At 63.5% G+C, this 21,238-nt stretch carries 20 protein-coding genes; 10 read left to right on the plus strand and 10 right to left on the minus strand.

The window, feature by feature from the left end; all coding sequences use genetic code 11:
- Window positions 1–498: a DUF6231 family protein gene (locus H7993_RS10165; RefSeq protein ID WP_185794297.1), complete on the minus strand. Its 498-nt coding sequence runs from the start codon at window positions 496–498 to the stop codon at window positions 1–3.
- Window positions 499–660: 162 nt separating this feature from the next.
- Here H7993_RS10165 and H7993_RS10170 point away from each other — a divergent pair, with 162 nt between their 5' ends.
- The 4 genes from H7993_RS10170 (at window position 661) to H7993_RS10185 (ending at window position 3,317) form a co-directional block, all read left to right on the plus strand.
- Window positions 661–1,365 (plus strand): PA1041 family peptidoglycan-binding anchor lipoprotein, encoded by a 705-nt coding sequence (locus H7993_RS10170; RefSeq protein ID WP_185794298.1) that lies wholly within the window; start codon window positions 661–663, stop codon window positions 1,363–1,365.
- 101 nt (window positions 1,366–1,466) lie between these two features.
- Window positions 1,467–2,195, plus strand: a complete 729-nt coding sequence (locus tag H7993_RS10175) for a PA1041 family peptidoglycan-binding anchor lipoprotein (protein ID WP_122476780.1) — start codon at window positions 1,467–1,469, stop codon at window positions 2,193–2,195.
- 92 nt (window positions 2,196–2,287) lie between these two features.
- Entirely contained in the window at window positions 2,288–2,566 is a 279-nt protein-coding gene (locus tag H7993_RS10180; RefSeq protein ID WP_185794299.1) for a DUF1145 domain-containing protein, read from the plus strand.
- Window positions 2,559–3,317 carry a collagen-like protein gene (locus tag H7993_RS10185; protein WP_185794300.1) on the plus strand — a complete coding sequence of 253 codons (759 nt, stop codon included), beginning with the start codon at window positions 2,559–2,561 and terminating at the stop codon, window positions 3,315–3,317. The genes H7993_RS10180 and H7993_RS10185 overlap by 8 nt, the downstream gene beginning before the upstream one ends.
- A 10-nt stretch (window positions 3,318–3,327) precedes the next feature.
- Here H7993_RS10185 and H7993_RS10190 read toward each other — a convergent pair whose 3' ends face one another.
- On the minus strand, window positions 3,328–3,789 hold the full coding sequence (locus H7993_RS10190) for a DUF2269 family protein (protein WP_185794301.1): 462 nt from the start codon (window positions 3,787–3,789) through the stop codon (window positions 3,328–3,330).
- A gap of 97 nt (window positions 3,790–3,886) precedes the next feature.
- Between H7993_RS10190 and dinG the strand changes: the two genes are divergently transcribed.
- The 5 genes from dinG to H7993_RS10215 all read left to right on the plus strand — a co-directional run bounded on the left by dinG (window position 3,887) and on the right by H7993_RS10215 (window position 9,698).
- Window positions 3,887–6,031 carry an ATP-dependent DNA helicase DinG gene (dinG, locus tag H7993_RS10195; protein WP_185794302.1) on the plus strand — a complete coding sequence of 715 codons (2,145 nt, stop codon included), beginning with the start codon at window positions 3,887–3,889 and terminating at the stop codon, window positions 6,029–6,031.
- Between the two features lie 111 nt (window positions 6,032–6,142).
- Window positions 6,143–7,288 (plus strand): serine hydrolase, encoded by a 1,146-nt coding sequence (locus tag H7993_RS10200; RefSeq protein WP_185794303.1) that lies wholly within the window; start codon window positions 6,143–6,145, stop codon window positions 7,286–7,288.
- A 124-nt stretch (window positions 7,289–7,412) separates the two neighbouring features.
- Window positions 7,413–8,393: an OmpA family protein gene (locus H7993_RS10205; protein ID WP_185794304.1), complete on the plus strand. Its 981-nt coding sequence runs from the start codon at window positions 7,413–7,415 to the stop codon at window positions 8,391–8,393.
- 16 nt (window positions 8,394–8,409) lie between these two features.
- On the plus strand, window positions 8,410–9,057 hold the full coding sequence (pdxH, locus tag H7993_RS10210; protein WP_185794305.1) for a pyridoxamine 5'-phosphate oxidase: 648 nt from the start codon (window positions 8,410–8,412) through the stop codon (window positions 9,055–9,057).
- A 176-nt stretch (window positions 9,058–9,233) separates the two neighbouring features.
- Window positions 9,234–9,698, plus strand: a complete 465-nt coding sequence (locus H7993_RS10215) for an outer membrane lipoprotein (RefSeq protein WP_043185261.1) — start codon at window positions 9,234–9,236, stop codon at window positions 9,696–9,698.
- A 106-nt stretch (window positions 9,699–9,804) separates the two neighbouring features.
- Here the strand turns inward: H7993_RS10215 and H7993_RS10220 are convergent, their stop codons facing one another.
- The 7 genes from H7993_RS10220 to H7993_RS10250 all read right to left on the minus strand — a co-directional run bounded on the left by H7993_RS10220 (window position 9,805) and on the right by H7993_RS10250 (window position 17,385).
- Complete coding sequence (locus tag H7993_RS10220) at window positions 9,805–11,415, minus strand: NAD(P)/FAD-dependent oxidoreductase (protein WP_185794306.1); 1,611 nt, start codon at window positions 11,413–11,415, stop codon at window positions 9,805–9,807.
- Between the two features lie 104 nt (window positions 11,416–11,519).
- A complete protein-coding gene (locus H7993_RS10225; protein ID WP_185794307.1) occupies window positions 11,520–12,197 on the minus strand; it encodes a hypothetical protein in 678 nt (225 codons plus the stop codon).
- 223 nt (window positions 12,198–12,420) lie between these two features.
- On the minus strand, window positions 12,421–13,122 hold the full coding sequence (locus H7993_RS10230; protein WP_122476448.1) for an ABC transporter ATP-binding protein: 702 nt from the start codon (window positions 13,120–13,122) through the stop codon (window positions 12,421–12,423).
- On the minus strand, window positions 13,123–13,890 hold the full coding sequence (gene livG / locus H7993_RS10235; protein ID WP_122476447.1) for a high-affinity branched-chain amino acid ABC transporter ATP-binding protein LivG: 768 nt from the start codon (window positions 13,888–13,890) through the stop codon (window positions 13,123–13,125).
- Window positions 13,887–15,140 (minus strand): high-affinity branched-chain amino acid ABC transporter permease LivM, encoded by a 1,254-nt coding sequence (locus tag H7993_RS10240; protein WP_122476445.1) that lies wholly within the window; start codon window positions 15,138–15,140, stop codon window positions 13,887–13,889. Before H7993_RS10240 ends, livG begins: the two co-directional genes overlap by 4 nt.
- Entirely contained in the window at window positions 15,137–16,060 is a 924-nt protein-coding gene (gene livH, locus H7993_RS10245) for a high-affinity branched-chain amino acid ABC transporter permease LivH (protein WP_122476443.1), read from the minus strand. The genes H7993_RS10240 and livH overlap by 4 nt, the downstream gene beginning before the upstream one ends.
- Window positions 16,061–16,269: 209 nt before the next feature.
- Window positions 16,270–17,385, minus strand: a complete 1,116-nt coding sequence (locus H7993_RS10250) for a branched-chain amino acid ABC transporter substrate-binding protein (RefSeq protein ID WP_122476442.1) — start codon at window positions 17,383–17,385, stop codon at window positions 16,270–16,272.
- 369 nt (window positions 17,386–17,754) lie between these two features.
- Between H7993_RS10250 and H7993_RS10255 the strand changes: the two genes are divergently transcribed.
- Complete coding sequence (locus H7993_RS10255) at window positions 17,755–18,060, plus strand: DUF2288 domain-containing protein (protein WP_122476440.1); 306 nt, start codon at window positions 17,755–17,757, stop codon at window positions 18,058–18,060.
- Window positions 18,061–18,237: 177 nt separating this feature from the next.
- Here H7993_RS10255 and rapA read toward each other — a convergent pair whose 3' ends face one another.
- Window positions 18,238–21,084: an RNA polymerase-associated protein RapA gene (gene rapA, locus H7993_RS10260; RefSeq protein ID WP_122476438.1), complete on the minus strand. Its 2,847-nt coding sequence runs from the start codon at window positions 21,082–21,084 to the stop codon at window positions 18,238–18,240.
- Between the last annotated feature and the right edge of the window lie 154 nt (window positions 21,085–21,238).

Consider the following 21,238-nt stretch of genomic DNA (forward strand, 5'->3'; position numbering starts at 1 on the left):
TCACCACCAATACTTGCCGAAGTTTTCCGGGTTGGCCCAGAACCTGGCGTTGAGCCAATCCGGGACTTGTTTGTATTCGCGCACATCATAGGTGTACAGCTTGAGCACCTGCTGGTCGCGGGCGAAGCGTTCGCTGGCCTGCAGGGCCAGGGCGTAGAAGTCGGTGTCGCTCCAGCCGCTGGCGACCGGGTCGGCCAGCACGGCGATGCAGCTCGCATTGAGGTTGCGGATACCGGCCAGCAGGCGCGTGCCTTCGGCCTTGTTCAGATGCTCCAGGCAATCCACCGCCAGCGCCAGGTCGAAACGCTGGCCAGCCAGGTCCGCGGGCAGGGGGCCGGGCGCGGCCCTGGATACACGGGTTTCGGGGTGCGCTGCCTCGAACGCGGCCAGGGCCGGGAATGCACTCGCGCCGATCAGCAGCAGGCGCTGCGGCGCGTGACGTTCGAGCAAGGCCGCCAGAGCCTGTTGCGGGGTACGGGAAGATACTGCGTCGGTCATTGAAGCTCCTCGGTCGTGGCCACCACATTATAGGGCCCCGACCCGATGGCCCAGCATTGATTGGATGGCGCGCCCTATGGCTTATTGCTGGCGCATATGCCAACCACGGTCTTTACTCCCAGAACGTCGGCCCCTGCTGCCGATTCCCTGAGGAGAAACTAGATGAGCATAGTTCGGACGGCATTACCCTTGATATTGGTCAGCAGCGTGTTGACGGGTTGCGCAGGCTTGCAGAAAACCGACTGGCCGATGTGCGCGGCCGTGGGCGGGGTGACCGGTGCGGCGTTGGGCGCCATCGAAAGCGGGTCGCTGGCAGCCGGCGTAGGCGCGGCGGCTGCCGGTGTCGGCGCGGCCTATTGCTGGGTGCATGGCGATGGCGACGAAGACGGTGATGGCGTACCGGACAGCCGCGACAAGTGCCCCGGCACTCCCAAGGGCACGCCGGTAGACGCCAATGGTTGCCCGCCGCCTGCCCCGGCGCCGATGCCAGTCGCTGCCGAGCCGGCACCGATGCCCAAGGAGGAGACGATCGTCATCCGCAACGTGCATTTCGAATTCGACAAGGCCACCCTCACCGCCGCCGACCGGGCGCAGCTCGATACCGTCGCCACCCGCCTGAAGACCGAAGCGACCACGGCGCGCTTGAGCGTCAGCGGTCATACCGACAGTGTCGGCAAGGACGCCTACAACCAACGGTTGTCCGAGCAGCGCGCCAAGGCAGTGACTGATTACCTGGTCAGCAGCGGCGTACCACGGGCCAGCGTGGTATCGGTCAAGGGCGTGGGCGAGGCCCAGCCGGTTGCCGACAACAACACAGCCGACGGTCGCGCCATGAACCGCCGTACCGAGATTCTCATCCAGCGTTGAACCTTTAGCGCCAACCGCCAGTCCCCTTGTACAACGACCGGCGGCACGCTTTACTTCTCAGTTGCCGGCGCCCGCCGGCGACTCAGGAGCCTTGAATGAAGCTGAAAGATCTATCGCGGACCGTACTTCCCGCTCTGCTGGTCGCCGGTGTGCTGAGCGGCTGTACCACCTCCCCTGAAGGGGCGTCCCCACTCAACTCGCGTACCTGGCCTGTCTGCAGCGTGCTGGGTGGCCTCGCCGGTGGCGGGTTGGGTGCCATTGAAAGTGGTGCTTGGGCCGCTGGCGGTGGCTTGGCCGGTGCGGTGGTAAGCGGTCTGGTCTGCTATGCCCAGGACGGCGACAAGGACGAAGACGGCGTATTCGATCGACGCGATCGTTGCCCCGATACCCCGGCCAATACGCCAGTCAAGCACAACGGCTGCCCATTGCCGGTCTACCCCGCCGTGACCAAGGCGCCCGAGCCGCCAGTGGCCGATATCCCCGAAGTGGTCACCTTGAGCGATGCGGGCGACGTACCGTTCGAATTCGGCAGCGCCGAACTGACCTCAAGTGCCCGTACCGAACTGACATCGCTGGCAGCGCGGATGAAGACGGCCCAGGTGGCCATGGTCAAGATCGTCGGTCATACCGACAGCGTCGGCAGCGATGCCTTCAATCAGAAGCTGTCCGAGCAGCGTGCCGCCAGTGTCGTCTCGTTTCTTCTGGGCCAAGACGTTGCGGCAGACAAGCTGAGCAGCGAGGGTCGCGGTGAGAGCGAGCCTGTCGACAGCAACGACACCGACGCCGGACGCGCCAAGAACCGTCGCGTGGAAATCCATCTGAGCCATTGATCGATGTGGGTCGGCAGGTTTTTCCTGCCGGCCTCTGGTCACCGCCACCTCCCAGCCGTTAATGTGCGCCTAGCCAATGCCGTGGGGGGCACATGAAAGGATTTCTGATTCTGGGTAAATGTCTGACCTTGCTGTTCTGGTGGGTGGTGCTGCTCAACCTGTTCATGCCGATGGTCAAACCGTTTCATGCACTGATCAACCTGGCCGGCGGCACGTTGCTGTTCCTGCACCTGATCGAAGCGATCGCCTTCAACAAGCGCCTGCGCGGGCGCAGCCATCCGTGGCTTGACCGAGCCCAGATCCTGCTGGCCGGGATCTTTCACATCCAATCCATTCCCGCACCGTCCGATACCGAGGCTAGCCATGCGTAAGCTGGGTTTGTTGGCAGTACTGTTTGCGCCGCTGGCATTGGCCGAGTCGGTCAGTGTCGAACCTCATTCGCTGTTGCGCCTGCCGGCCAGCTCCAGCGTGCTGCAGCTGCAGCGCCTGGAGGTAGCGGATTACGGCACCTTGCTGATTCCCGCCAACCTGACCGAACTCAGTGTCGAGCAATTGCGCCTGGGGCATGAGGCCCGCATTGCGATAGTGCCGGGCGAGCAGGAGTTGCGCCTGCGCGCGCAGCATGCAGAACTCGGCAGCGGCAGCCAGATTCTCGCCCGTGGCGCGCCCGGTACCCATCAGAAGGCGGCTCGCGCAGGGCGCAATCTTGACGTGCAGTTGCAATCGCTGGACGCCCTGGAGGTGAACATTGACGCGCGCGGCGGCGCGGGTGCCGATGGCTATGCGGGTCTGGACGGTGGCAATGGCCAGGCGCCTGGTTGTACCTGGGGCTCGGCGGGACGCGGTGGCAACGGTGACAATGGCGGCGACGGCCTGCCTGGCGCGCCTGGCGCCAATGTCCGCCTGCGCCTGCCGGCGACCTTCGCCAGCGAAGCGATCAAGGTGCGCACCGACGGCGGCCAGGGCGGCGCTGCCGGTGTTCCCGGACGTCCGGGCGCCGGAGGCAAATCCAAGGGCTGCATGGTGTACCGCGCCGAAGGCGGCAAGTCGGGTCGCGAGGGCTTGCCGGGAAGAGCAGGCGAGGCGGGCACCGAAGGCACGTTGAGCATCCAGCGCTTCTGACCAGGTTGGTTCAGAACTGCCTGGCCATACCCAGCACCACGGTCGCCAGGCCCAGCAGCAGGCCACCCACCGCCAGGCGACGCAGCTTCTTCATGGCGATCGCGCCGTCCGTCCACGCCTGGGCCGCCACGGCCTTGCGCAGCGCGGGCAGTTGCAGGCCCTGCATGCGCAGGAACAAGGCCACCATGACCACGTACAGGCCCATCATGATCTGTACGTCGCGTGGCGCCGTCTCGAAGCCGGTGAAGCGCAGGCGCAGCAGGGCGACGCCGCTGATCGGAAGAATCAGCACGGCGGCCCAGACCCCGCCGAACAGCCGTGGGAAAATATCCACCAGACGCTGCAGGCGCTGAACCCGCGAAGGCACTGCCAGCCCGGCCGGGCGCAGGATCGTGCATGTCGCGAGCATGCCGCCCAGCCACATCAGCACAGCGAGCCCATGCAGGGTTTGAAAGACGCTGTCGGCGCTCATGGGTATCTCCAGCCAGCACATCGAAGTCGAGCAGGGTATGATAGCGACCCGATGAGAAACACTGAAAATATATCCAGCCTTTCGCCATGACCAGCCGATGATCAGTAACGAACTCAAAACCACGATCCAGGGCGCCTACACGCGTTTTCTCGAAGCCAAGAGCCTCAAGCCGCGCTATGGCCAGCGCCTGATGATCGCCGAAATCGCCAAGGTATTGGGCGACATCGCGTGCGATGACGAAGGTCGGCGTACGGGCTATCCGGCGGTGGTGGCGGTGGAAGCGGGCACCGGCACCGGCAAGACGGTTGCCTACAGCCTGGCCGCGATTCCGGTGGCCAAGGCGGCCGGCAAGCGCCTGGTGATTGCCACGGCCACGGTCGCGCTGCAGGAACAGATCGTGTTCAAGGATCTGCCCGACCTGATGCGCAACAGCGGGCTGAACTTCACCTTCTCGCTGGCCAAGGGCCGCGGACGCTACCTGTGCCTGTCCAAACTCGACGTGCTGCTGCAGGAAGGACACGCGCAGAGCGCGACCGCGCAGCTGTTCGAAGAGGAAGGTTTCAAGATCGAGGTCGACGAGGCGAGCCAGAAACTGTTCACCAGCATGATCGAGAAACTGGCTGGCAACAAATGGGACGGTGACCGCGACAGCTGGCCGGTGGCCCTGGAAGATCAGCAATGGTCGCGCCTGACCACCGACCACAGCCAGTGCACCAGCCGCCATTGCCCTAACTTTGCCCAGTGCACCTTCTACAAGGCCCGCGAAGGCATGGGCAAGGTCGATGTGATCGTCACCAACCATGACATGGTACTGGCCGACCTGGCATTGGGCGGCGGGGCAGTGCTGCCCGATCCGCGCGACACGTTGTACGTATTCGATGAAGGCCATCACCTGCCTGACAAGGCGATCGGCCATTTCGCTCACTACAGCCGATTGCGCTCTACAGCCGACTGGCTGGAAACCACGGCCAAGAACCTGACCAAGCTGCTCGCCCAGCACCCGCTGCCGGGTGACCTGGGGCGCTTGATCGAGCAGGTGCCGGAGCTGGCCCGTGAGATCAAGACCCAGCAGCAGTTCATGTTCAGCGCCTGCGAGCAACTGGCGGACTTCAAGCCCGGCGAAGACATGGAAGGCCGTGAGCGCCCACGCCATCGCTTCGTCGGCGGGGTGGTGCCCGAGCATATGCGGGAAATGGGCATCGAGCTGAAGAAGGGCTTTTCCAAACTGACCGACCTGTTCACCCGCTTGAGCGAGTTGCTCAAGGAAGGCATGGACGGCGAAAAGAACGTGGGCATTGCCAGCCATCAGGCCGAGGAATGGTACCCGCTGTTCGGCAGCCTGCTGGCTCGCGCTCAGGGCAGTTGGGAATTGTGGACGGCCTTCACCGCCGAAGACCCCGAAGACAGTCCGCCCATGGCGCGCTGGCTGACCCTGGCCGATGGCGGTGCGCTGTACGATATCGAAGTCAATGCCAGCCCGATCCTGGCGGCTGAGATGCTGCGCCGCAACCTGTGGAACGTCGCCTACGGTGCCTTGGTGACATCGGCTACCCTGACCGCATTGGGCAAGTTCGACCGTTTCCGCATGCGCGCCGGGATTCCCAAGGCCTCGGTGACCGCCATCGTGCCCAGCCCCTTTCACCATGAACAGGCCGGGGTGCTGCGCGTCCCCGACCTGCGAGCCGACCCCCGCGATGCGGCGGCGCACACCGCTGCGATCATCCGCGACCTGCCGGACCTGGTCGAAGGCTATCGTGGAACCCTGGTACTGTTTTCCTCGCGCAAACAGATGCAGGACGTGTTCGACGGCCTGGACCGCGACTGGCGCAAGCAGGTGTTCATCCAGGGCAACCTGTCCAAGCAGGAAACCCTGAACAAGCACAAGGCGCGTGTCGATGGCGGGGACTCCAGCGTGTTGTTCGGTCTCGCCAGCTTCGCCGAAGGCGTCGACTTGCCCGGTGCCTATTGCGAGCATGTGATCATCGCCAAGATCCCCTTCGCAGTGCCTGACGATCCGGTGGAGGCGGCGCTGGCCGAATGGATCGAGGCGCGCGGTGGCAACCCGTTCATGGAAATCGCCGTGCCCGATGCCTCGCTGCGCCTGATCCAGGCCTGCGGGCGATTGCTGCGTACCGAGCAGGATCGCGGCACCATCACGCTGCTCGATCGACGCCTGGTCACCCAGCGCTACGGCAAGGCCATCCTCAACGCATTGCCACCGTTCCGCCGGGAGATTTCCTGACGGCCCGCACGGCTCCGGCGCGACGATAATCGAGGGCAGGGCGGTTCACAAAGCGCTGAATCGCTGAAACAATGCGCTTCATTTTTCGCGGCGTGGTCGATGGGAGTCAGGGTGCAGATACAAGGTCACTTCGAGTTGCAGTTCGAAGCCGTGCGTGAAGCGTTCGCGGCATTGTTCGACAACCCTCAGGAGCGCGGCGCCGCGCTGTGCATCCAGGTGGGTGGCGAGACGGTCGTCGATCTCTGGGCCGGTACCGCCGACAAGGACGGTACCCAGGCCTGGCACAGCGACACCATCCTCAACCTGTTCTCCTGCACCAAGACCTTCACTGCCGTGACCGCTCTGCAGCTGGTGGCCGAGGGCAAGCTGGCGCTGGACGCTCCGGTGGCCCGCTACTGGCCGGAATTCGCCGCCGCCGGCAAACAGTCGATCACCTTGCGCCATCTGCTCTGCCATCAGGCCGGCCTGCCAGCCTTGCGCGACATGCTGCCGCCCGAAGCACTCTACGACTGGCCACGGATGACCGCCGCGCTGGCGGCGGAAACGCCGTGGTGGCAACCGGGTACCGGGCATGGCTATGCGGCCATTACCTACGGCTGGCTGGTCGGCGAACTGCTGCGGCGGGTCGATAACCGCGGGCCAGGCGAATCCATCGTGGCGCGGGTGGCCAAACCCCTGGGGCTTGATTTCCATGTCGGGCTGGCGGATGAGGAGTTCCACCGCGTCGCGCACATCGCCCGCGGCAAGGGCAATGTCGGCGACGAAGCGGCCCAGCGTCTGTTGCAGGTGACCATGCGCGAACCCGCGGCCATGGCCACGCGCGCCTTCACCAATCCGCCATCGGTGCTGACCAGTACCAACAAGCCAGAGTGGCGACGCATGCAACAGCCTGCGGCGAACGGCCATGGCAATGCCCGCAGCCTGGCTGGTTTCTACGCTGGTTTGCTCGATGGAAGCCTGCTCGAATCCGACATGCTCGCCGAGCTTACCCGGGAGCACAGCCTGGGCATGGACAAGACTTTGATGACGCCTACACGATTCGGACTGGGCTGTATGCTCGACCAGCCGCAGGTGGCCAACGCCACTTTCGGCTTGGGGGCCGGCGCCTTCGGTCATCCTGGGGCAGGGGGGGCGGTCGGCTTCGCCGATCCGGAACATGATGTTGCCTTTGGTTTTGCCGTGAACACACTGGGCCCCTATATACTGATGGACCCGCGAGCACAGCATCTGGTGCGCGTTCTACGCAGTTGCCTCTGAAGCGATTGATCACAAATCGACCAGCGGTCGCCCATTAGGCTATGACTGCTCTACTCTATCAATCAACAATTTAGGCCGGTTTGTTAAACCGGTTTGTATTTACCAACACCTTGTGGAATGCACCATGTCACCGAATAAATCCATCGCGTTTGCCTTGTGCCTGGCCGCTACCGGTTGTGCTCAAACTCCCCAGGATTCCTCGGCCCAGGGCGGGCATGCCTGGTGGCCATTTGGCCGTGACGCAGTCGCCAGCAAGGCGGCTGACAAGGAAGTCGAGCAGGCCATCACCGACAAGGTGGCCAAGGCCGATTCCAAGTCCGACAGCGAAAGCCGTTGGTGGTGGCCGTTCGGCGCCAGCAGCACCCCTGCCCAGGCCAAGGTTGCCGACGTGCCGAAGGTCGACCCCAAGGTCACCCAGGCCTGGCTCGACGCCTACGAGCCGAAGCTGCGCGAAGCCATCAAGGACAGCAAGTTCGAACTCGAGCGTCGCGAAGACCTGCTGGTGATCACCGCACCGGTCGACTCCTCGTTCAACCCCGACCGGCCTTCGATGCTGCTGCCGATCAGCCTCGGCCCGATCACCCGCGTGGCCAAGGCCATCGACGCCGATCACAAGACAGCCGTGCTGGTCCTGGGCCATGCCGACACCAGCGGCCCCGGGCCGTTGAACCAGAAACTGAGCCAGGAGCGTGCGCAGTCGATCGCCTCGATCTTCCGCCTCAGCGGTCTGCAGCGTGACCGCCTGATGCTGCGTGGCATGGGTTCGGTCATGCCCCGTGCCGCCAACGACAGTGTCGAAGGTCGTTCGCTCAATCGTCGCGTGGAAATTCTCCTGACCCCGCAGAACACCATGCTGGCCCTGCTGGCCAAGTACAACCAGCCGACCTTCACTGCCGCTGAAATGCTTGCCACCCAGGACGTCAAGGCCGTGCCTGCACCGGTTGCCAAACCTGCCGCCAAGGCGCCTGCCAAGGCTGCAACCGCGAAGAAAACCGCAGCCAAGCCAGCCGTGGCCAAGAAAGCCGCCCCGGCTGCCAAGAAAACCGAGGCCAAGAAAGCCGTCGCCAAGAAAGCCGTGAGCAACGACCAGGCCAAGGCGCACTGATGCAAGGATTGCTGCCATGACGCAAGCCCTGGCCGACATGCGCCGTAGTTACACCCGTGATGGGCTGGACGAGGCACAGGCACCGTCCGAGCCCTTCGCGCTGTTTCGCCAGTGGTTCGGCGAGGCAGTCCAGACCGAGCAGGCGCCGGTGGAAGCCAACGCGATGACGCTGGCCACCGTCGATGCCGAAGGTCGTCCCCATTGTCGCGTGTTGCTGCTCAAGGGCCTGGATGATCAGGGTTTCACCTTCTTCAGCAACTACGACAGTGCCAAGGGCCAGCAGCTGGCAGATCGGCCGTTTGCGGCCATGACCTTCTTCTGGCCTACCCTCGAGCGACAAGTGCGAATAGAAGGGCGGGTGAACAAGGTCAGCGCGGCCGAATCCGATGCCTACTATCGGGTCCGTCCCCTTGGCAGTCGCCTCGGTGCCTGGGCCTCGCCGCAGAGCCAGGTCATTGCTGATCGCAGCGAGCTGCAAGCGCTGCTGCAGGCAACCGAGCAGCGCTTCAGCGCTGTCGAGCCCGAGTGCCCCGCGCACTGGGGTGGTTATCGCTTGGTGGCTGATCGAATCGAGTTCTGGCAGGGGCGTCCCAGTCGCCTGCACGACCGCCTCAACTATCGCTTGCAAGCCGGTTCGTGGGTTCGCGAACGTCTGGCTCCCTGACCCTGCCTTGACCTTTTGCCATTGCCCGTTGTCCAGACGTTCAGTGGCTTGTCGAGCATCCAGGCCCGCGTCTGCGCCCTTTGACGCACCTTTGACGTAAATTTTTATAGACCGTGTCGTGACAGCCGTTGGCCTGCGGCGTCTAATGCACACATGTCCCATGGAGTCCTGCCAAAATGCGCAAGTCAGTTCTGCTAGTTGCCTGCTTCACCACGATGTCCCTGCTGCTGGGCGGATGTGCCTCCAACCTGTCGGGCGACTCCTACTCGCGCGACGAGGCGCGCCGTGTGCAAACCGTGCGCATGGGCACCATCGAGTCGCTGCGTCCGGTCAAGATCGAAGGCACCAAGACACCGATCGGCGGTGGCGCGGGTGCCGTGGTCGGTGGTGTTGCCGGCAGTGCAGTCGGTGGCGGTCGCGGCAGCATCGTCGCTGCCGTGATCGGCGCCGTGGCTGGCGGTCTGCTGGGCTCGGCCACCGAAGAAGGATTCACCCGCACACAGGGTGTGGAAATCACCGTGCGCGAGGACGACGGCAGCATGCGTGCCTACGTTCAGGCCGTACAGGAGAACGAAGTGTTCCGTGTCGGCGAGCGTGTACGCATCATGACGGTAGACGGCACCAGCCGCGTCTCGCACTAAGCGAACTCGTCGACGAAAAAACCGGCCTAGGCCGGTTTTTTTGCGCCCGCTTGAGGCGTGAGCGGCATGCGTTTTCCAGGCAATGCCAATACGCAGTGGCGAAGGGTCAGTGCAGACCCAGAATATCCCGCGCTACGGCTTCGGCGATACGTACGCCGTCCACGCCGGCGGAGAGGATCCCGCCCGCATAGCCAGCACCTTCACCGGCCGGGAACAGACCCTTGAGGTTCAGGCTCTGGTAGTCGGCACCACGGGTGATGCGCAGGGGCGAGGACGTGCGTGTCTCGATGCCGGTCAGCACGGCGTCATGCATCGAGAAGCCTTTGATCTGGCGTTCGAATGCCGGCAGGGCCTCGCGGATCGCTTCGATGGCGAAAGCCGGCAGCGACAGTGCCAGGTCGCCCAGCGTGACCCCCGGTTTGTACGAAGGCTCGACGCTGCCCAGTGCTGTGGAAGGCTTGCCGGCAACGAAGTCGCCCAGCAATTGCGCCGGCGCCTGATAGTTGCTGCCACCCAGCAGGTACGCCGTGGACTCGAGCTGTTCCTGCAGTTCGATGCCGGCCAGCGGGCCGCCGGGATAGTCCTGTTCCGGGGTGATGCCGACGACGATGCCTGAGTTGGCATTGCGCTCGTTGCGCGAATACTGGCTCATGCCGTTGGTGACCACGCGACCCGGTTCGGACGTGGCCGCGACCACGGTACCGCCGGGGCACATGCAGAAGCTGTACACCGAGCGGCCATTCTTGGCGTGGTGGACCAGTTTGTAGTCAGCGGCACCCAGCTTCGGGTGGCCGGCGTACTTGCCCAGCCGGGCGCGGTCGATGATGCCCTGCGGGTGCTCCACGCGAAAACCGATGGAGAAGGGCTTGGCTTCCATGAACACATTGCGCGCGTGCAGCATGCGAAAGGTATCCCGGGCGCTGTGTCCCAGGGCCATGACCACATGGTTGGAGAGCAACTGCTCGCCGCTTTCCAGAACCACTCCCTGCAGCCGCTCGCCATCGACCAGCAGGTCGGTGACTTTCTGCTCGAAGCGGATCTCGCCGCCCAGCGCGATGATCTGCTGGCGCATGTTCTCGACCATGCCGGTCAGGCGGAACGTGCCGATGTGCGGTTTGCTGACGTAGAGGATTTCCTCGGGCGCTCCAGCCTTGACGAACTCGTGCAGAACCTTGCGCCCATGGTGCTGTGGGTCCTTGATCTGGCTGTAGAGCTTGCCATCGGAAAAGGTGCCGGCACCGCCCTCGCCGAATTGCACGTTGGACTCGGCGTTCAGCACGTTCTTGCGCCACAGGCCCCAGGTGTCCTTGGTGCGCTGGCGCACCTCCTTGCCACGCTCGAGCACCATGGGCTTGAAGCCCATCTGCGCCAGCAGCAGGGCGGCGAAGATCCCGCAGGGGCCGAAACCCACGACCAGAGGGCGCTGGGCATAGTCCCCTGGCGCATGCCCGACTACCTTGTAGCTCACATCCGGGGCCACGTTGACGTTGTGGTCATCGGCGAAACGCTCGAGCACCGCGGCTTCGTCGCGCACTTGCAGATCGACGGTGTAGATGAACTGCAGTTCGCTGTTCTTCTTGCGCGCATCGTAGCTGCGTTTGAATAGAGTGAAGTCGAGCAGGTCGGCGTCGGCGATGCCCAGGCGCTGCACGATGGCAGGCTGCAGGGCGTCGTCGGAGTGGTCCAGGGGCAACTTGAGTTCGGTGATTCGTAGCATGACAGGTCCAAAAATCCGGGCGCGCCCCGGGGGCATAACAGAACCCGGCATTATAAACGCGATGCGCTGCCCGTCGTCAGGTAAAAAACGCTGGACGGTGCAGCTTACTGGTTGCGGGCGCCGCCGAAGGTCGCGCAGCCACGCTGCACTTCGCCGTTGACGCGCAGTTCGGCAGCGAGGAATTGCACACCCTGATTGCGCGTATCGACGCAGCGTTGCGGTGCCACCCACAGCTCGATGCGCTGGCCGTTGGCCTCGGTGGACAGGTTGAAGCGGCCATCGCCGACCTGTTCCTCGACATAGGGCAAGGCCAGGGGAGCCTGACCTTCGCGATCCACGATCATGCCCTGGCCGGTCACCCTGACCTGCCAGCGCGGGGACTCGCCAGCGGCGCTCAGGCTGGACAGTTTGAAGTCCGGGTCCTTGCACGCGGCCAGCGAGCGATCGAGTCGATACAGCTGCTGCAGGCGCAGTTGGCCATCGGTGCTGCCGTTGGTGCTGGCGTCGAAACGTCCGCGCAGGTCGGCATACACCACAGGGCGATTGCCGGCCAGTTGCGAGGCCTCCTGCAATACCCCGGTGTCATTGCTGTCGGTTACCGCATAGCGGCGCGGGTCACCACAGGGCTGAAAGAACAGCCGGCCGTTGTCGCCCTGCAGGGCGCCTTGCATGCGGGTCAGGCCTGCAGTGGAAGGGGCATCCGCAGCGCGGTTGAAGATGGACTGGCAGCTGGCGAGCAGTGGCAGCAGGGCGAGCATGGCGAGGGAGCGGGGCAGGTGCATCGTGGGTCTCCTGAACGATGAGGAGCACGGTAGCACAGGGCCCGTGAAAAGCGTGTTCGCAGGGACGACGGGACTACGTCGTCCGCTCCGCCTCACGGTCTGCCGTAGGAGCGGTCCGCGGCCGCGAAGGACTTACCGCGGTCTGTCAGTCGAGCCGCGGTGATGCCTTCGCGGCCGCGGACCGCTCCTACAGGTAGCGGGGCGCACAAGCCTGGCGGCCCGCTCAACCGCCCAGGTAGGCCTCGCGCACCTTGGGGTCGGTGAGCAGGGTTTCGCCGCTGCCTTGCATGACCACCCGGCCGTTTTCCAGCACGTAGGCACGGTCGGCGATCTTCAGGGCCTGGTTGGCGTTCTGCTCGACCAGGAACACCGTGACCCCATCACGGCGCAACTGCTCGATGATGTCGAAGATCTGCTGGATGATGATCGGTGCCAGCCCCAGGGAGGGTTCATCGAGCAACAGCAGCTTGGGCTTGCTCATCAGCGCGCGGCCGATGGCAAGCATCTGCTGCTCACCGCCCGACATGGTGCCCCCGCGCTGGCTGAAGCGTTCCTTGAGCCGCGGGAACAAGGCCAGGACCTTGTCCATCTGCTCCTCGTAGTCGCCCTTGTCGGTGAAGAACCCGCCCATGGCCAGGTTTTCCTCAACAGTCAGGCGCGCGAACACGCGACGCCCTTCGGGCACCACGGCGATGCTCTTGCGCATGATCTCCGCTGACTCCTTGCCCACCAGCTCCTCGCCCATGTAGCGAATGCTCCCCGAGTGCGCCCGCGGCGCGCCGCACAGGGTCATCAGCAGGGTTGACTTGCCCGCGCCGTTGGCACCGATCAGAGTGACGATCTCGCCCTGGCGAACCTCCACATTGACCCCGTGCAGCGCCTGGATCTTGCCGTAGAAGGTAGAAACGTTTTCGAACTGCAGCATTTACGCTTCCCCCAGGTAGGCTTTGATGACGTCAGGATTGTCGCGGATCTGCTCCGGCGTACCATCGGCCAGGGGCGTGCCCTGGTTGATCACGACGATGTGGTCGGAAATGCTCATGACCAGTTTCATGTCGTGCTCGATCAGCAGCACGGTTGCGTTGTGCTCTTCACGCAGCAACCCGATCAGCGCCTTGAGGTCGTCGGTTTCGCGCGGGTTGAGACCGGCCGCCGGTTCGTCGAGCATCAGCATGCGCGGCCGGGTCATCATGCAGCGGGCAATCTCCAGGCGGCGCTGCTGCCCGTAGGCGAGCGTCCCTGCGGTGCGATTGGCGAACTCCTTGAGGTTGACCTTTTCCAGCCAGTACTCGGCGTACTCCATGGCATCCCTTTCGCTCTTGCGAAAGTTGGGCGTCTTGAACAGGCCGGCGAAAAAATTGGTGTTCAAGTGCCGATGCTGGGCGATCAGCAGGTTTTCCAGTGCGGTCATTTCCTTGAACAGCCGCACGTTCTGGAAGGTGCGCACCACGCCCTTGCGAGCGATCTGATGGCCAGGCAGGCCCTGGATCGGCTGGCCATCGAGCAGGATGGTACCGCCGCTGGGCTTGTAGAAGCCGGTCAGGCAATTGAACACCGTGGTCTTGCCGGCGCCGTTGGGGCCGATGAGGGCCACCACCTGCTTTTCCTTCACGCTCAGGGCCACGCCGTTGACCGCCAGCAGGCCGCCGAAGCGCATGCTCAGGTCGGTGACTTGCAGAATGTTCTGGCTCATTTGCGCAGCTCCAGGTGGGGACGCTGCATCGGAAGCAAGCCTTGCGGACGCCAGATCATCATCAGCACCATCAGGGCGCCGAACATCAACATGCGGTAGTCACTGAACTCACGCATCAATTCAGGCAGCAGGATCATCACGATGGCGGCGAGGATCACCCCCAGTTGCGAGCCCATGCCCCCCAGCACAACGATGGCAAGAATGATCGCCGACTCGATGAAGGTGAACGATTCCGGGGTGACCAGGCCTTGCCGTGCTGCGAAGAAACTCCCTGCGAAGCCTGCGAATGCCGCGCCCAGGGTGAACGCGGAGAGCTTGATCACGGTCGGGTTGAGGCCCAGCGCGCGGCAGGCAATCTCGTCCTCACGCAGCGCTTCCCAGGCTCGTCCGATGGGCATGCGCAGCAAGCGGTTGATGACGAACAGCGCCGCCAGGGCCATCAGCAGGGCGATCAGGTAGAGAAAGATGACCTTGCCGATCGGGCTGTATTCCAGGCCGAAGAACTGGTAGAAGGTCTGGCTGCCCTCGGCTGCGCGACGCTCGAACGAAAGGCCGAAGAACGTCGGCTTTTCGATGTTGCTGATGCCGTTAGGGCCGCCGGTGATGTCGGTGAGGTTGCGCAGGAATATCCGGATGATTTCCCCGAAGCCCAAGGTCACGATGGCCAGGTAATCACCACGCAGGCGCAGCACCGGGAAGCCCAGGAGGAAACCGAAGGTTGCCGCCAGCAGACCTGCCAGTGGCAGGCACTCCCAGAAACTCAGGCCGAAATAATGCGAGAGCAGGGCATAGCCGTAGGCGCCGACCGCATAGAAACCCACGTAACCCAGGTCGAGCAGGCCAGCCAGGCCGACCACGATGTTCAGGCCCAGGCCGAGCATCACGTAGATCAGGATCAGGGTTGCGATGTCGACCGCGCCACGCGAACCGAAGAACGGCCAGATGAACGCCAGCACCACCAGGGCCAGGATGAACCAGCGCTGAGTGCTGGGCAGGGTGAGGAAGTTCGAGGCCTTGGCCGGTATCAGCGGCCTGCTCGAATCGCGGCGCAGGCCACCGATGCGCTCGGCGAACAGCACCCGCAGGAACATCAGCAGCGAACAGCCGGCAATGGTCAGCAGGGTGCCGGTGCTGGCGTTCTGCACAACCAGGGTAACGCCGGAGAAGGCCAGTTTCAGGCCCAGTACCGGATAGGCCACGGCCCACACCAGTGCCGCGCTGAAAAGCGCGGATCTAAGAGACTTGCTCATACTTTCTCAACCTCCGGACGGCCCAGGATGCCGGTCGGACGGAACAATAGAACCAGGACCAGCAGGCCGAACGACACGACGTCCTTGTACTGGTCACCAAAGATATCCGCGCCGAACGCTTCGGCTACGCCCAGCACCAGGCCACCCAGCATGGCACCTGGAATGCTGCCGATACCGCCCAGCACCGCTGCGGTGAAGGCCTTTAGCCCGACCAGGAAGCCGGCGCTGGGGTTGATCACGCCATACTGCATGCTCAACAGCACGGCCGCGACTGCGGCCAGTGCCGCGCCGATCACGAAGGTGAGGGCGATGATCGCGTTGGTGTTGATGCCCAGCAGGTTGGCCATTTTCATGTCCTCGGCGCAGGCGCGGCAGGCGCGACCCATGCGTGAGCGGGAAATGAACAGCGTCAGGCCGTACATCGCGCCCAGCGTGACCAGGAATACCAGAATCTGCATGTAGGAAATCTGTACTTCCTCGGCACCACCGGGGCCGAAGGTCAGGCTGCCGGGGAGCAGATTGGGAATGGCGAAGTTGCCGGAACCCTGGGACAGCTGCACCGAATTCTGCAGGAAGATCGACATGCCGATCGCCGAGATCAGCGGGATCAACCGGTTGCTGTTGCGCAGCGGTCGATAGGCGACACGTTCGATGCTGTAGCCATAGGCACTGGTGACCAGGATGGCGGCGGCGAAGCCGGCGATCATCAGTACCGGAAGACTGTGGATGCCTAGCATGGCCAGGCCAGCCAGAACGATGAAGGTGACATACGAACCGATCATGTACACCTCGCCATGGGCGAAGTTGATCATGCCGATGATGCCGTACACCATCGTGTAGCCGATGGCGATCAATGCATAGGTGCTGCCGATGGTCAGGCCATTCACCAACTGCTGCATGTAATGGAATAATTCAGGCATTTACCGCGCTCCTAAAAACCTGTTCGCATTTCTCCAGCCATGTCCCGAGCGCTCTCCTTGGCGCAGTGTTGCCGGGCAGGGCAGGTGAACCGCTGGTCACGGTTTCAAGATTTTCAGGGGGCCGGCCGGTGGTTCGCACCGGCCGTACCCGTCACTCGTAAAACAAAGCCCACTGCGATGCAGTGGGCTTTGTGGGGGTGTTGCCAGGCTTACTGGGCGGCTTCGGTCTTGGGTTTGCCGAAATGCCACTCGTAGACCACGAACTGGAAGTTCTTCAGATCGCCCTTGGCGTCATAGCTCAGATCGCCCATGGGCGTCTTGAAGGTACCGGCGTGGATGGCCTCGGCCACTTTGTCGGTGTCTTCGCTCTTGGCGGCGGTGATGCCGTCGGCAATCACTTGCACGGCCGAGTACGACGGGTAAACGAACGGACCGCTCGGGTCTTGCTTCTTGTCCTGGAATGCCTTGGTCAGCGCGATGTTTTCAGGATCCTTGTCGAAAGACTTGGGCAAGGTGACCAGCAGGCCTTCGGAGGCTTCGCCTGCGATCTGCGAGATGGAATCGTTGCCCACGCCTTCAGGGCCCATGAACTTGGCGTTCAGGCCTTTCTCCTTGGACTGGCGCAGGATCTGGCCCAGCTCGGGGTGGTAGCCGCCGTAGTAGACGAAGTCGACGTTGGCCTGCTTGAGCTTGGCAATCAGCGATGAAAAATCCTTGTCGCCGGCGTTGATGCCTTCGAACACGGCGACTTTCACGCCCTTGCCTTCAAGCGTGGTCTTGACCGCCGTGGCAATGCCTTCGCCGTACTGCTGCTTGTCGTGGACGACGGCAACGATCTTGGGTTTGACCACATCGGCGATGTAGTTGCCGGCGGCAGGGCCCTGGGCGCTGTCCAGGCCGATGGTACGGAATACCAGCTTCTTGCCCTTGGCGGTAATGTCGGGGCTGGTGGCCGCCGGGGTCACCATGATGATGCCTTCGTCTTCGTAGACATCGGATGCCGGCTGGGCGGAACTGGAGCACAGGTGACCAACGACGAACTTGACGCCGTCATTGACCACCTTGTTGGCCACCGCAACGGCCTGCTTGGGATCGCAGGCGTCGTCGTATTCGACGGCTACGAGCTGCTTGCCGTCAACGCCGCCCTTGGCGTTGATCTGCTCGATAGCCATCTTCGCGCCGTTGAACTGCATGACGCCGTATTCGGCAACCGGGCCGGTCTTGGGCCCGGCGATGCCGATCTTGATGGTGTCGGCTGCCATCGAGTGGCTGGCGACGCCGGCCAGAACCAGAGCGGCAAACAGTTTGGAAATCTGCTTATTCATTAGTGCTCCATTTTTGCGTTGTAGTTTTTATAGTCCTGGCCGAACAGGCGGCGGACCGAATCTTGGCCACACTCACCGCTTTACCCCCTCGGCGAGCCATGGCAGACGACATCCGAATCTGCACCCGACAACTGTACCGGTACAGTGTAGAGCGCCGGTTTGCCGGTTGGAAAGCTGGCGTTTGCAGCGAAAGCGATCGGTTGTCGCTAAATCGACATAAAGTTATAGATTCAAGTACATGCTGGCGTCCGGCCAGACGAATAAAGCCGGTTTGTCGGGGCAAAACTCGAATCTATATATTGCAACCGGGTTTTTCCAGACAACTCGGACCGCTATCATGGCGCCGATTTTTTCCTGACGGTGAAACCCATGACTGAAGACGCTAGCACCCTCTATGCCAAATTGCTTGGCGAGACCGCAATTATCGAATGGCAGGCATTGCAGCCCTTCTTTGCCAAGGGTGCCCTGTTGTGGGTCGAGCCTGGCCTGGATTTGATCACCGTAGGGCAGGCGTTGGCCGAAGACAAGCATGCCGAAGTCGCCCAATGGCTGGCCGATGGAAAGGTCGAGAAGCTGTCTGCGCCGCGGGCCTTGGATTTCTGCGAACGCGATCCGGTGCTCTGGGCGGTGGTGGTGTCACCGTGGGTAGTGATCCAGGAAAGGGCAGGGGAATAATGCATGCACCACGGCGGTGCGTGGTCGAGGTCAAACGCGCCGGTCTTCGCAACTGCTGATCGTGGTCATCGGCAACCATCCGCGTGCCAGCGAACGCTGGCGACACGGCCAGTAACAGTCAGGGTGATTCGGTAACGCCCTCCCGCGCAGGCTCACGCCCGCGCGGGAAGGCAGCGGTCAGCCGGCTACCAGCACGCGAATGGCTTCCAGGCGCAGGGCAGCCTTGTCGAGCATGGCCAGGCCGTCTTCACGCTGTTTGCGCAGGGCAACCAGTTCGCTGTCCCGGACGGTCGGATTGACCGCCTGCAACGCCGTCAAGCGTGCCAGTTCCTCTTCCGTTTCGGCAGCCAGGCGGTGCTGCGCCTGTGCGACGCGTTCGGCATGCCGCGGCGCGATCTTGCTCTCGCCGGCGGTGATGCGCGGTGCGAGCACATCGCGCTGCGCCTGGATGAACTTGTTGGCGCTGGCCTTGGGGACGCTTTCGAGCTGATCGTTGAGGGTTTCGAACGACACTCGCGATGCCAGGTCGTTGCCATTGGTGTCGAGCAGGCAGCGCAGCGCCGCAGGCGGCAAGTAGCGGCCCAGCTGCAGCGAGCGCGGCGCGACCACTTCGCTGACGTAAAGCAGTTCCAGCAGCACGGTGCCTGGCTTGAGCGCCTTGTTCTTGATCAGCGCCACGGCGGTGTTGCCCATCGAGCCCGCCAGTACCAGGTCCATGCCGCCCTGCACCATGGGGTGCTCCCAGGTGATGAACTGCATGTCCTCGCGCGACAACGCCTGCTCGCGGTCGTAGGTGATGGTCACGCCTTCGTCGTCGCCGAGCGGAAAGCTGGCATCGAGCATCTTCTCGCTGGGGCGCAGGATCAACGCGTTGTCGGAATGGTCTTCGCTGTCGATGCCGAAGGCATCGAAGAGGGTTTCCATGTAGATCGGCAGGGCGAATTGATCGTCCTGCTCTTCGATGGCAGCCACCAGAGCCTGGCCTTCGCCGTCGCCGCCGGAGTTGAGCTCCAGCAGTCGGTCGCGCCCGGTGTGCAGCTCGCTTTCCAGCGACTCACGGCGGCTGCGCGCCTCGTCGATCAGCGCTTGCCACTCACCGTCGTCGGCGTTTTCCAGCATCGGCAGCAGGCGCGGACCGAACTGGTGCTGCAACGCGTTACCCGTAGGACAGGTGTTGAGAAAGGCATTGAGCGCGCTGTGGTACCACTGGAACAGGCGTTCCTGCGGGCTGTTTTCCAGGTACGGCACATGCAGCTCGATGATGTGTTTCTGGCCGATTCGGTCGAGACGGCCGATGCGCTGCTCGAGCAGGTCGGGGTGCGCAGGCAGGTCGAACAGCACCAGATGGTGGGCGAACTGGAAGTTGCGGCCCTCGCTGCCGATTTCCGAACAGATCAGCACCTGCGCGCCAAATTCTTCATCGGCGAAGTAGGCCGCGGCGCGGTCCCGCTCCAGAATGCTCATGCCTTCGTGGAACACCGTGGCCAGGGTGCCGGAGCGCACGCGCAGGGCGTCTTCCAGGTCCATCGCGGTTTCGGCGTGAGCGCAGATGACCAGCACCTTGGTGCGCTTGAGCATCTTGAGCGTGTCGATCAGCCATTCCACCCGCGGATCGAAGCGCCACCAGCGTTCGGCGTCGCTGTCCTCGGCCTGAGCCTGGAAGCCGACTTCCGGGTACAACTCGGCGTGTTCGCCCAGCGGCAGCTCCAGGTAGGCGTCCGGGCACGGCAGTGGGTAGGGGTGCAGCTTGCGTTCGGGGAAGCCCTGCACGGCGGCGCGGGTGTTGCGGAACAATACGCGCCCGGTGCCGTGGCGATCGAGCAGTTCGCGGATCAGCCGAGGGCCGGCTTCCTCGTCGCCCGCATTGACCGCGGCGACCAGTGTGTCGCCCTGGGCGCCAAGCAGCCCATGGATGGTCTGTTGCGCGGTGCTCGACAAGCTGCCCTTGTCGAGCAGTTCCTGCACGGCTTCGGCGACCGGACGATAGTTTTCGCTTTCGGCACGAAAGGCCGCCAGGTCATGGAAACGGTTCGGATCGAGCAGGCGCAGGCGTGCGAAGTGGCTGTCCTGGCCCAGTTGCTCCGGGGTGGCGGTGAGCAGCAGAACGCCGGGGATGACTTCGGCCAGTTGCTCGACCAGCGAGTACTGCGGGCTGGCCTTTTCCTCGTGCCAGACCAGGTGATGGGCCTCGTCGACCACCAGCAGGTCCCAGCCGGCGGCGAACAACGCATCCTGGGCCTTTTCATCTTCGGTCAGCCATTCCAGCGAGACCAGCGCCAGTTGCGCGTCCTCGAAGGGGTTGCTGGCATCGCTTTCGATGAAGCGCTCGGCATCGAACAGGGCCACCTGCAGGTTGAAGCGCCGGCGCATTTCCACCAGCCATTGGTGCTGCAGGTTTTCCGGGACCAGGATCAGCACGCGGCTGGCTCGCCCGGACAGCAGCTGGCGATGAATCACCAGGCCGGCTTCGATGGTCTTGCCCAGGCCCACTTCGTCGGCCAGCAATACACGCGGGGCGATGCGGTCGGCGACTTCGCGGGCAATGTGCAACTGGTGCGCGATGGGTTGCGCACGCACGCCGCCCAGGCCCCAGAGCGAGGACTGCAACTGCTTGCTGGTGTGTTCCAGGGTGTTGTAGCGCAGCGAAAACCACGGCAGTGGGTCGATCTGGCCGGCGAACAGGCGGTCGCTGGCCAGGCGGAACTGGATGAAATTGGACAGCTGGGTTTCAGGCAGCGTGCGTTGCTCGTTCTGCGCATTGAGGCCGTGGTAGACCAACAGGCCGTCGGCATCGTCGACCTCGCGGACGGTCAGTTTCCAGCCTTCGAAGTGGGTGATCACATCGCCTGGAGAAAAGCGCACGCGCGTCAACGGAGCATTGCGCAATGCGTACTGGCGGGTTTCGCCGGTGGCCGGGTAGAGCACGGTGAGCAAGCGACCGTCCTGGGCCAGGACGGTGCCCAGGCCGAGTTCCGCTTCGCTGTCGCTGATCCAGCGTTGCCCCGGTTGATACTGCTGCGCCATGCTGCCTGTCTCCCGCTTTTGAAAAGGCGCTGATTCTAACGGATTGGGGGGCGCAGGGCCAAAGGTATGCTGAATAATCTGGGCGCCGCGCGCCGATGCAGCAGACTGGCTCCGGCGGGCGCGTAAATCCAATCTGCCGGTGTCCGGGCAGACG

The organism is Pseudomonas baltica (genome assembly GCF_014235765.1).
Lineage (GTDB): Bacteria > Pseudomonadota > Gammaproteobacteria > Pseudomonadales > Pseudomonadaceae > Aquipseudomonas > Aquipseudomonas baltica.

What these genes read in the sequence shown, in the direction of transcription:
- H7993_RS10165 (WP_185794297.1), bottom strand. Translation starts at nt 498, where the DNA reads ATGACCGACGCAGTATCTTCCCGTACCCCGCAACAGGCTCTGGCGGCC.
- dinG (WP_185794302.1), top strand. Translation starts at nt 3,887, where the DNA reads ATGATCAGTAACGAACTCAAAACCACGATCCAGGGCGCCTACACGCGT.
- rapA (WP_122476438.1), bottom strand. Translation starts at nt 21,084, where the DNA reads ATGGCGCAGCAGTATCAACCGGGGCAACGCTGGATCAGCGACAGCGAA.
- H7993_RS10180 (WP_185794299.1), top strand. Translation starts at nt 2,288, where the DNA reads ATGAAAGGATTTCTGATTCTGGGTAAATGTCTGACCTTGCTGTTCTGG.
- H7993_RS10225 (WP_185794307.1), bottom strand. Translation starts at nt 12,197, where the DNA reads ATGCACCTGCCCCGCTCCCTCGCCATGCTCGCCCTGCTGCCACTGCTC.
- H7993_RS10215 (WP_043185261.1), top strand. Translation starts at nt 9,234, where the DNA reads ATGCGCAAGTCAGTTCTGCTAGTTGCCTGCTTCACCACGATGTCCCTG.
- H7993_RS10240 (WP_122476445.1), bottom strand. Translation starts at nt 15,140, where the DNA reads ATGAGCAAGTCTCTTAGATCCGCGCTTTTCAGCGCGGCACTGGTGTGG.
- H7993_RS10255 (WP_122476440.1), top strand. Translation starts at nt 17,755, where the DNA reads ATGACTGAAGACGCTAGCACCCTCTATGCCAAATTGCTTGGCGAGACC.
- H7993_RS10170 (WP_185794298.1), top strand. Translation starts at nt 661, where the DNA reads ATGAGCATAGTTCGGACGGCATTACCCTTGATATTGGTCAGCAGCGTG.
- H7993_RS10205 (WP_185794304.1), top strand. Translation starts at nt 7,413, where the DNA reads ATGTCACCGAATAAATCCATCGCGTTTGCCTTGTGCCTGGCCGCTACC.
- H7993_RS10230 (WP_122476448.1), bottom strand. Translation starts at nt 13,122, where the DNA reads ATGCTGCAGTTCGAAAACGTTTCTACCTTCTACGGCAAGATCCAGGCG.
- livG (WP_122476447.1), bottom strand. Translation starts at nt 13,890, where the DNA reads ATGAGCCAGAACATTCTGCAAGTCACCGACCTGAGCATGCGCTTCGGC.
- H7993_RS10190 (WP_185794301.1), bottom strand. Translation starts at nt 3,789, where the DNA reads ATGAGCGCCGACAGCGTCTTTCAAACCCTGCATGGGCTCGCTGTGCTG.
- pdxH (WP_185794305.1), top strand. Translation starts at nt 8,410, where the DNA reads ATGACGCAAGCCCTGGCCGACATGCGCCGTAGTTACACCCGTGATGGG.
- livH (WP_122476443.1), bottom strand. Translation starts at nt 16,060, where the DNA reads ATGCCTGAATTATTCCATTACATGCAGCAGTTGGTGAATGGCCTGACC.
- H7993_RS10185 (WP_185794300.1), top strand. Translation starts at nt 2,559, where the DNA reads ATGCGTAAGCTGGGTTTGTTGGCAGTACTGTTTGCGCCGCTGGCATTG.
- H7993_RS10220 (WP_185794306.1), bottom strand. Translation starts at nt 11,415, where the DNA reads ATGCTACGAATCACCGAACTCAAGTTGCCCCTGGACCACTCCGACGAC.
- H7993_RS10250 (WP_122476442.1), bottom strand. Translation starts at nt 17,385, where the DNA reads ATGAATAAGCAGATTTCCAAACTGTTTGCCGCTCTGGTTCTGGCCGGC.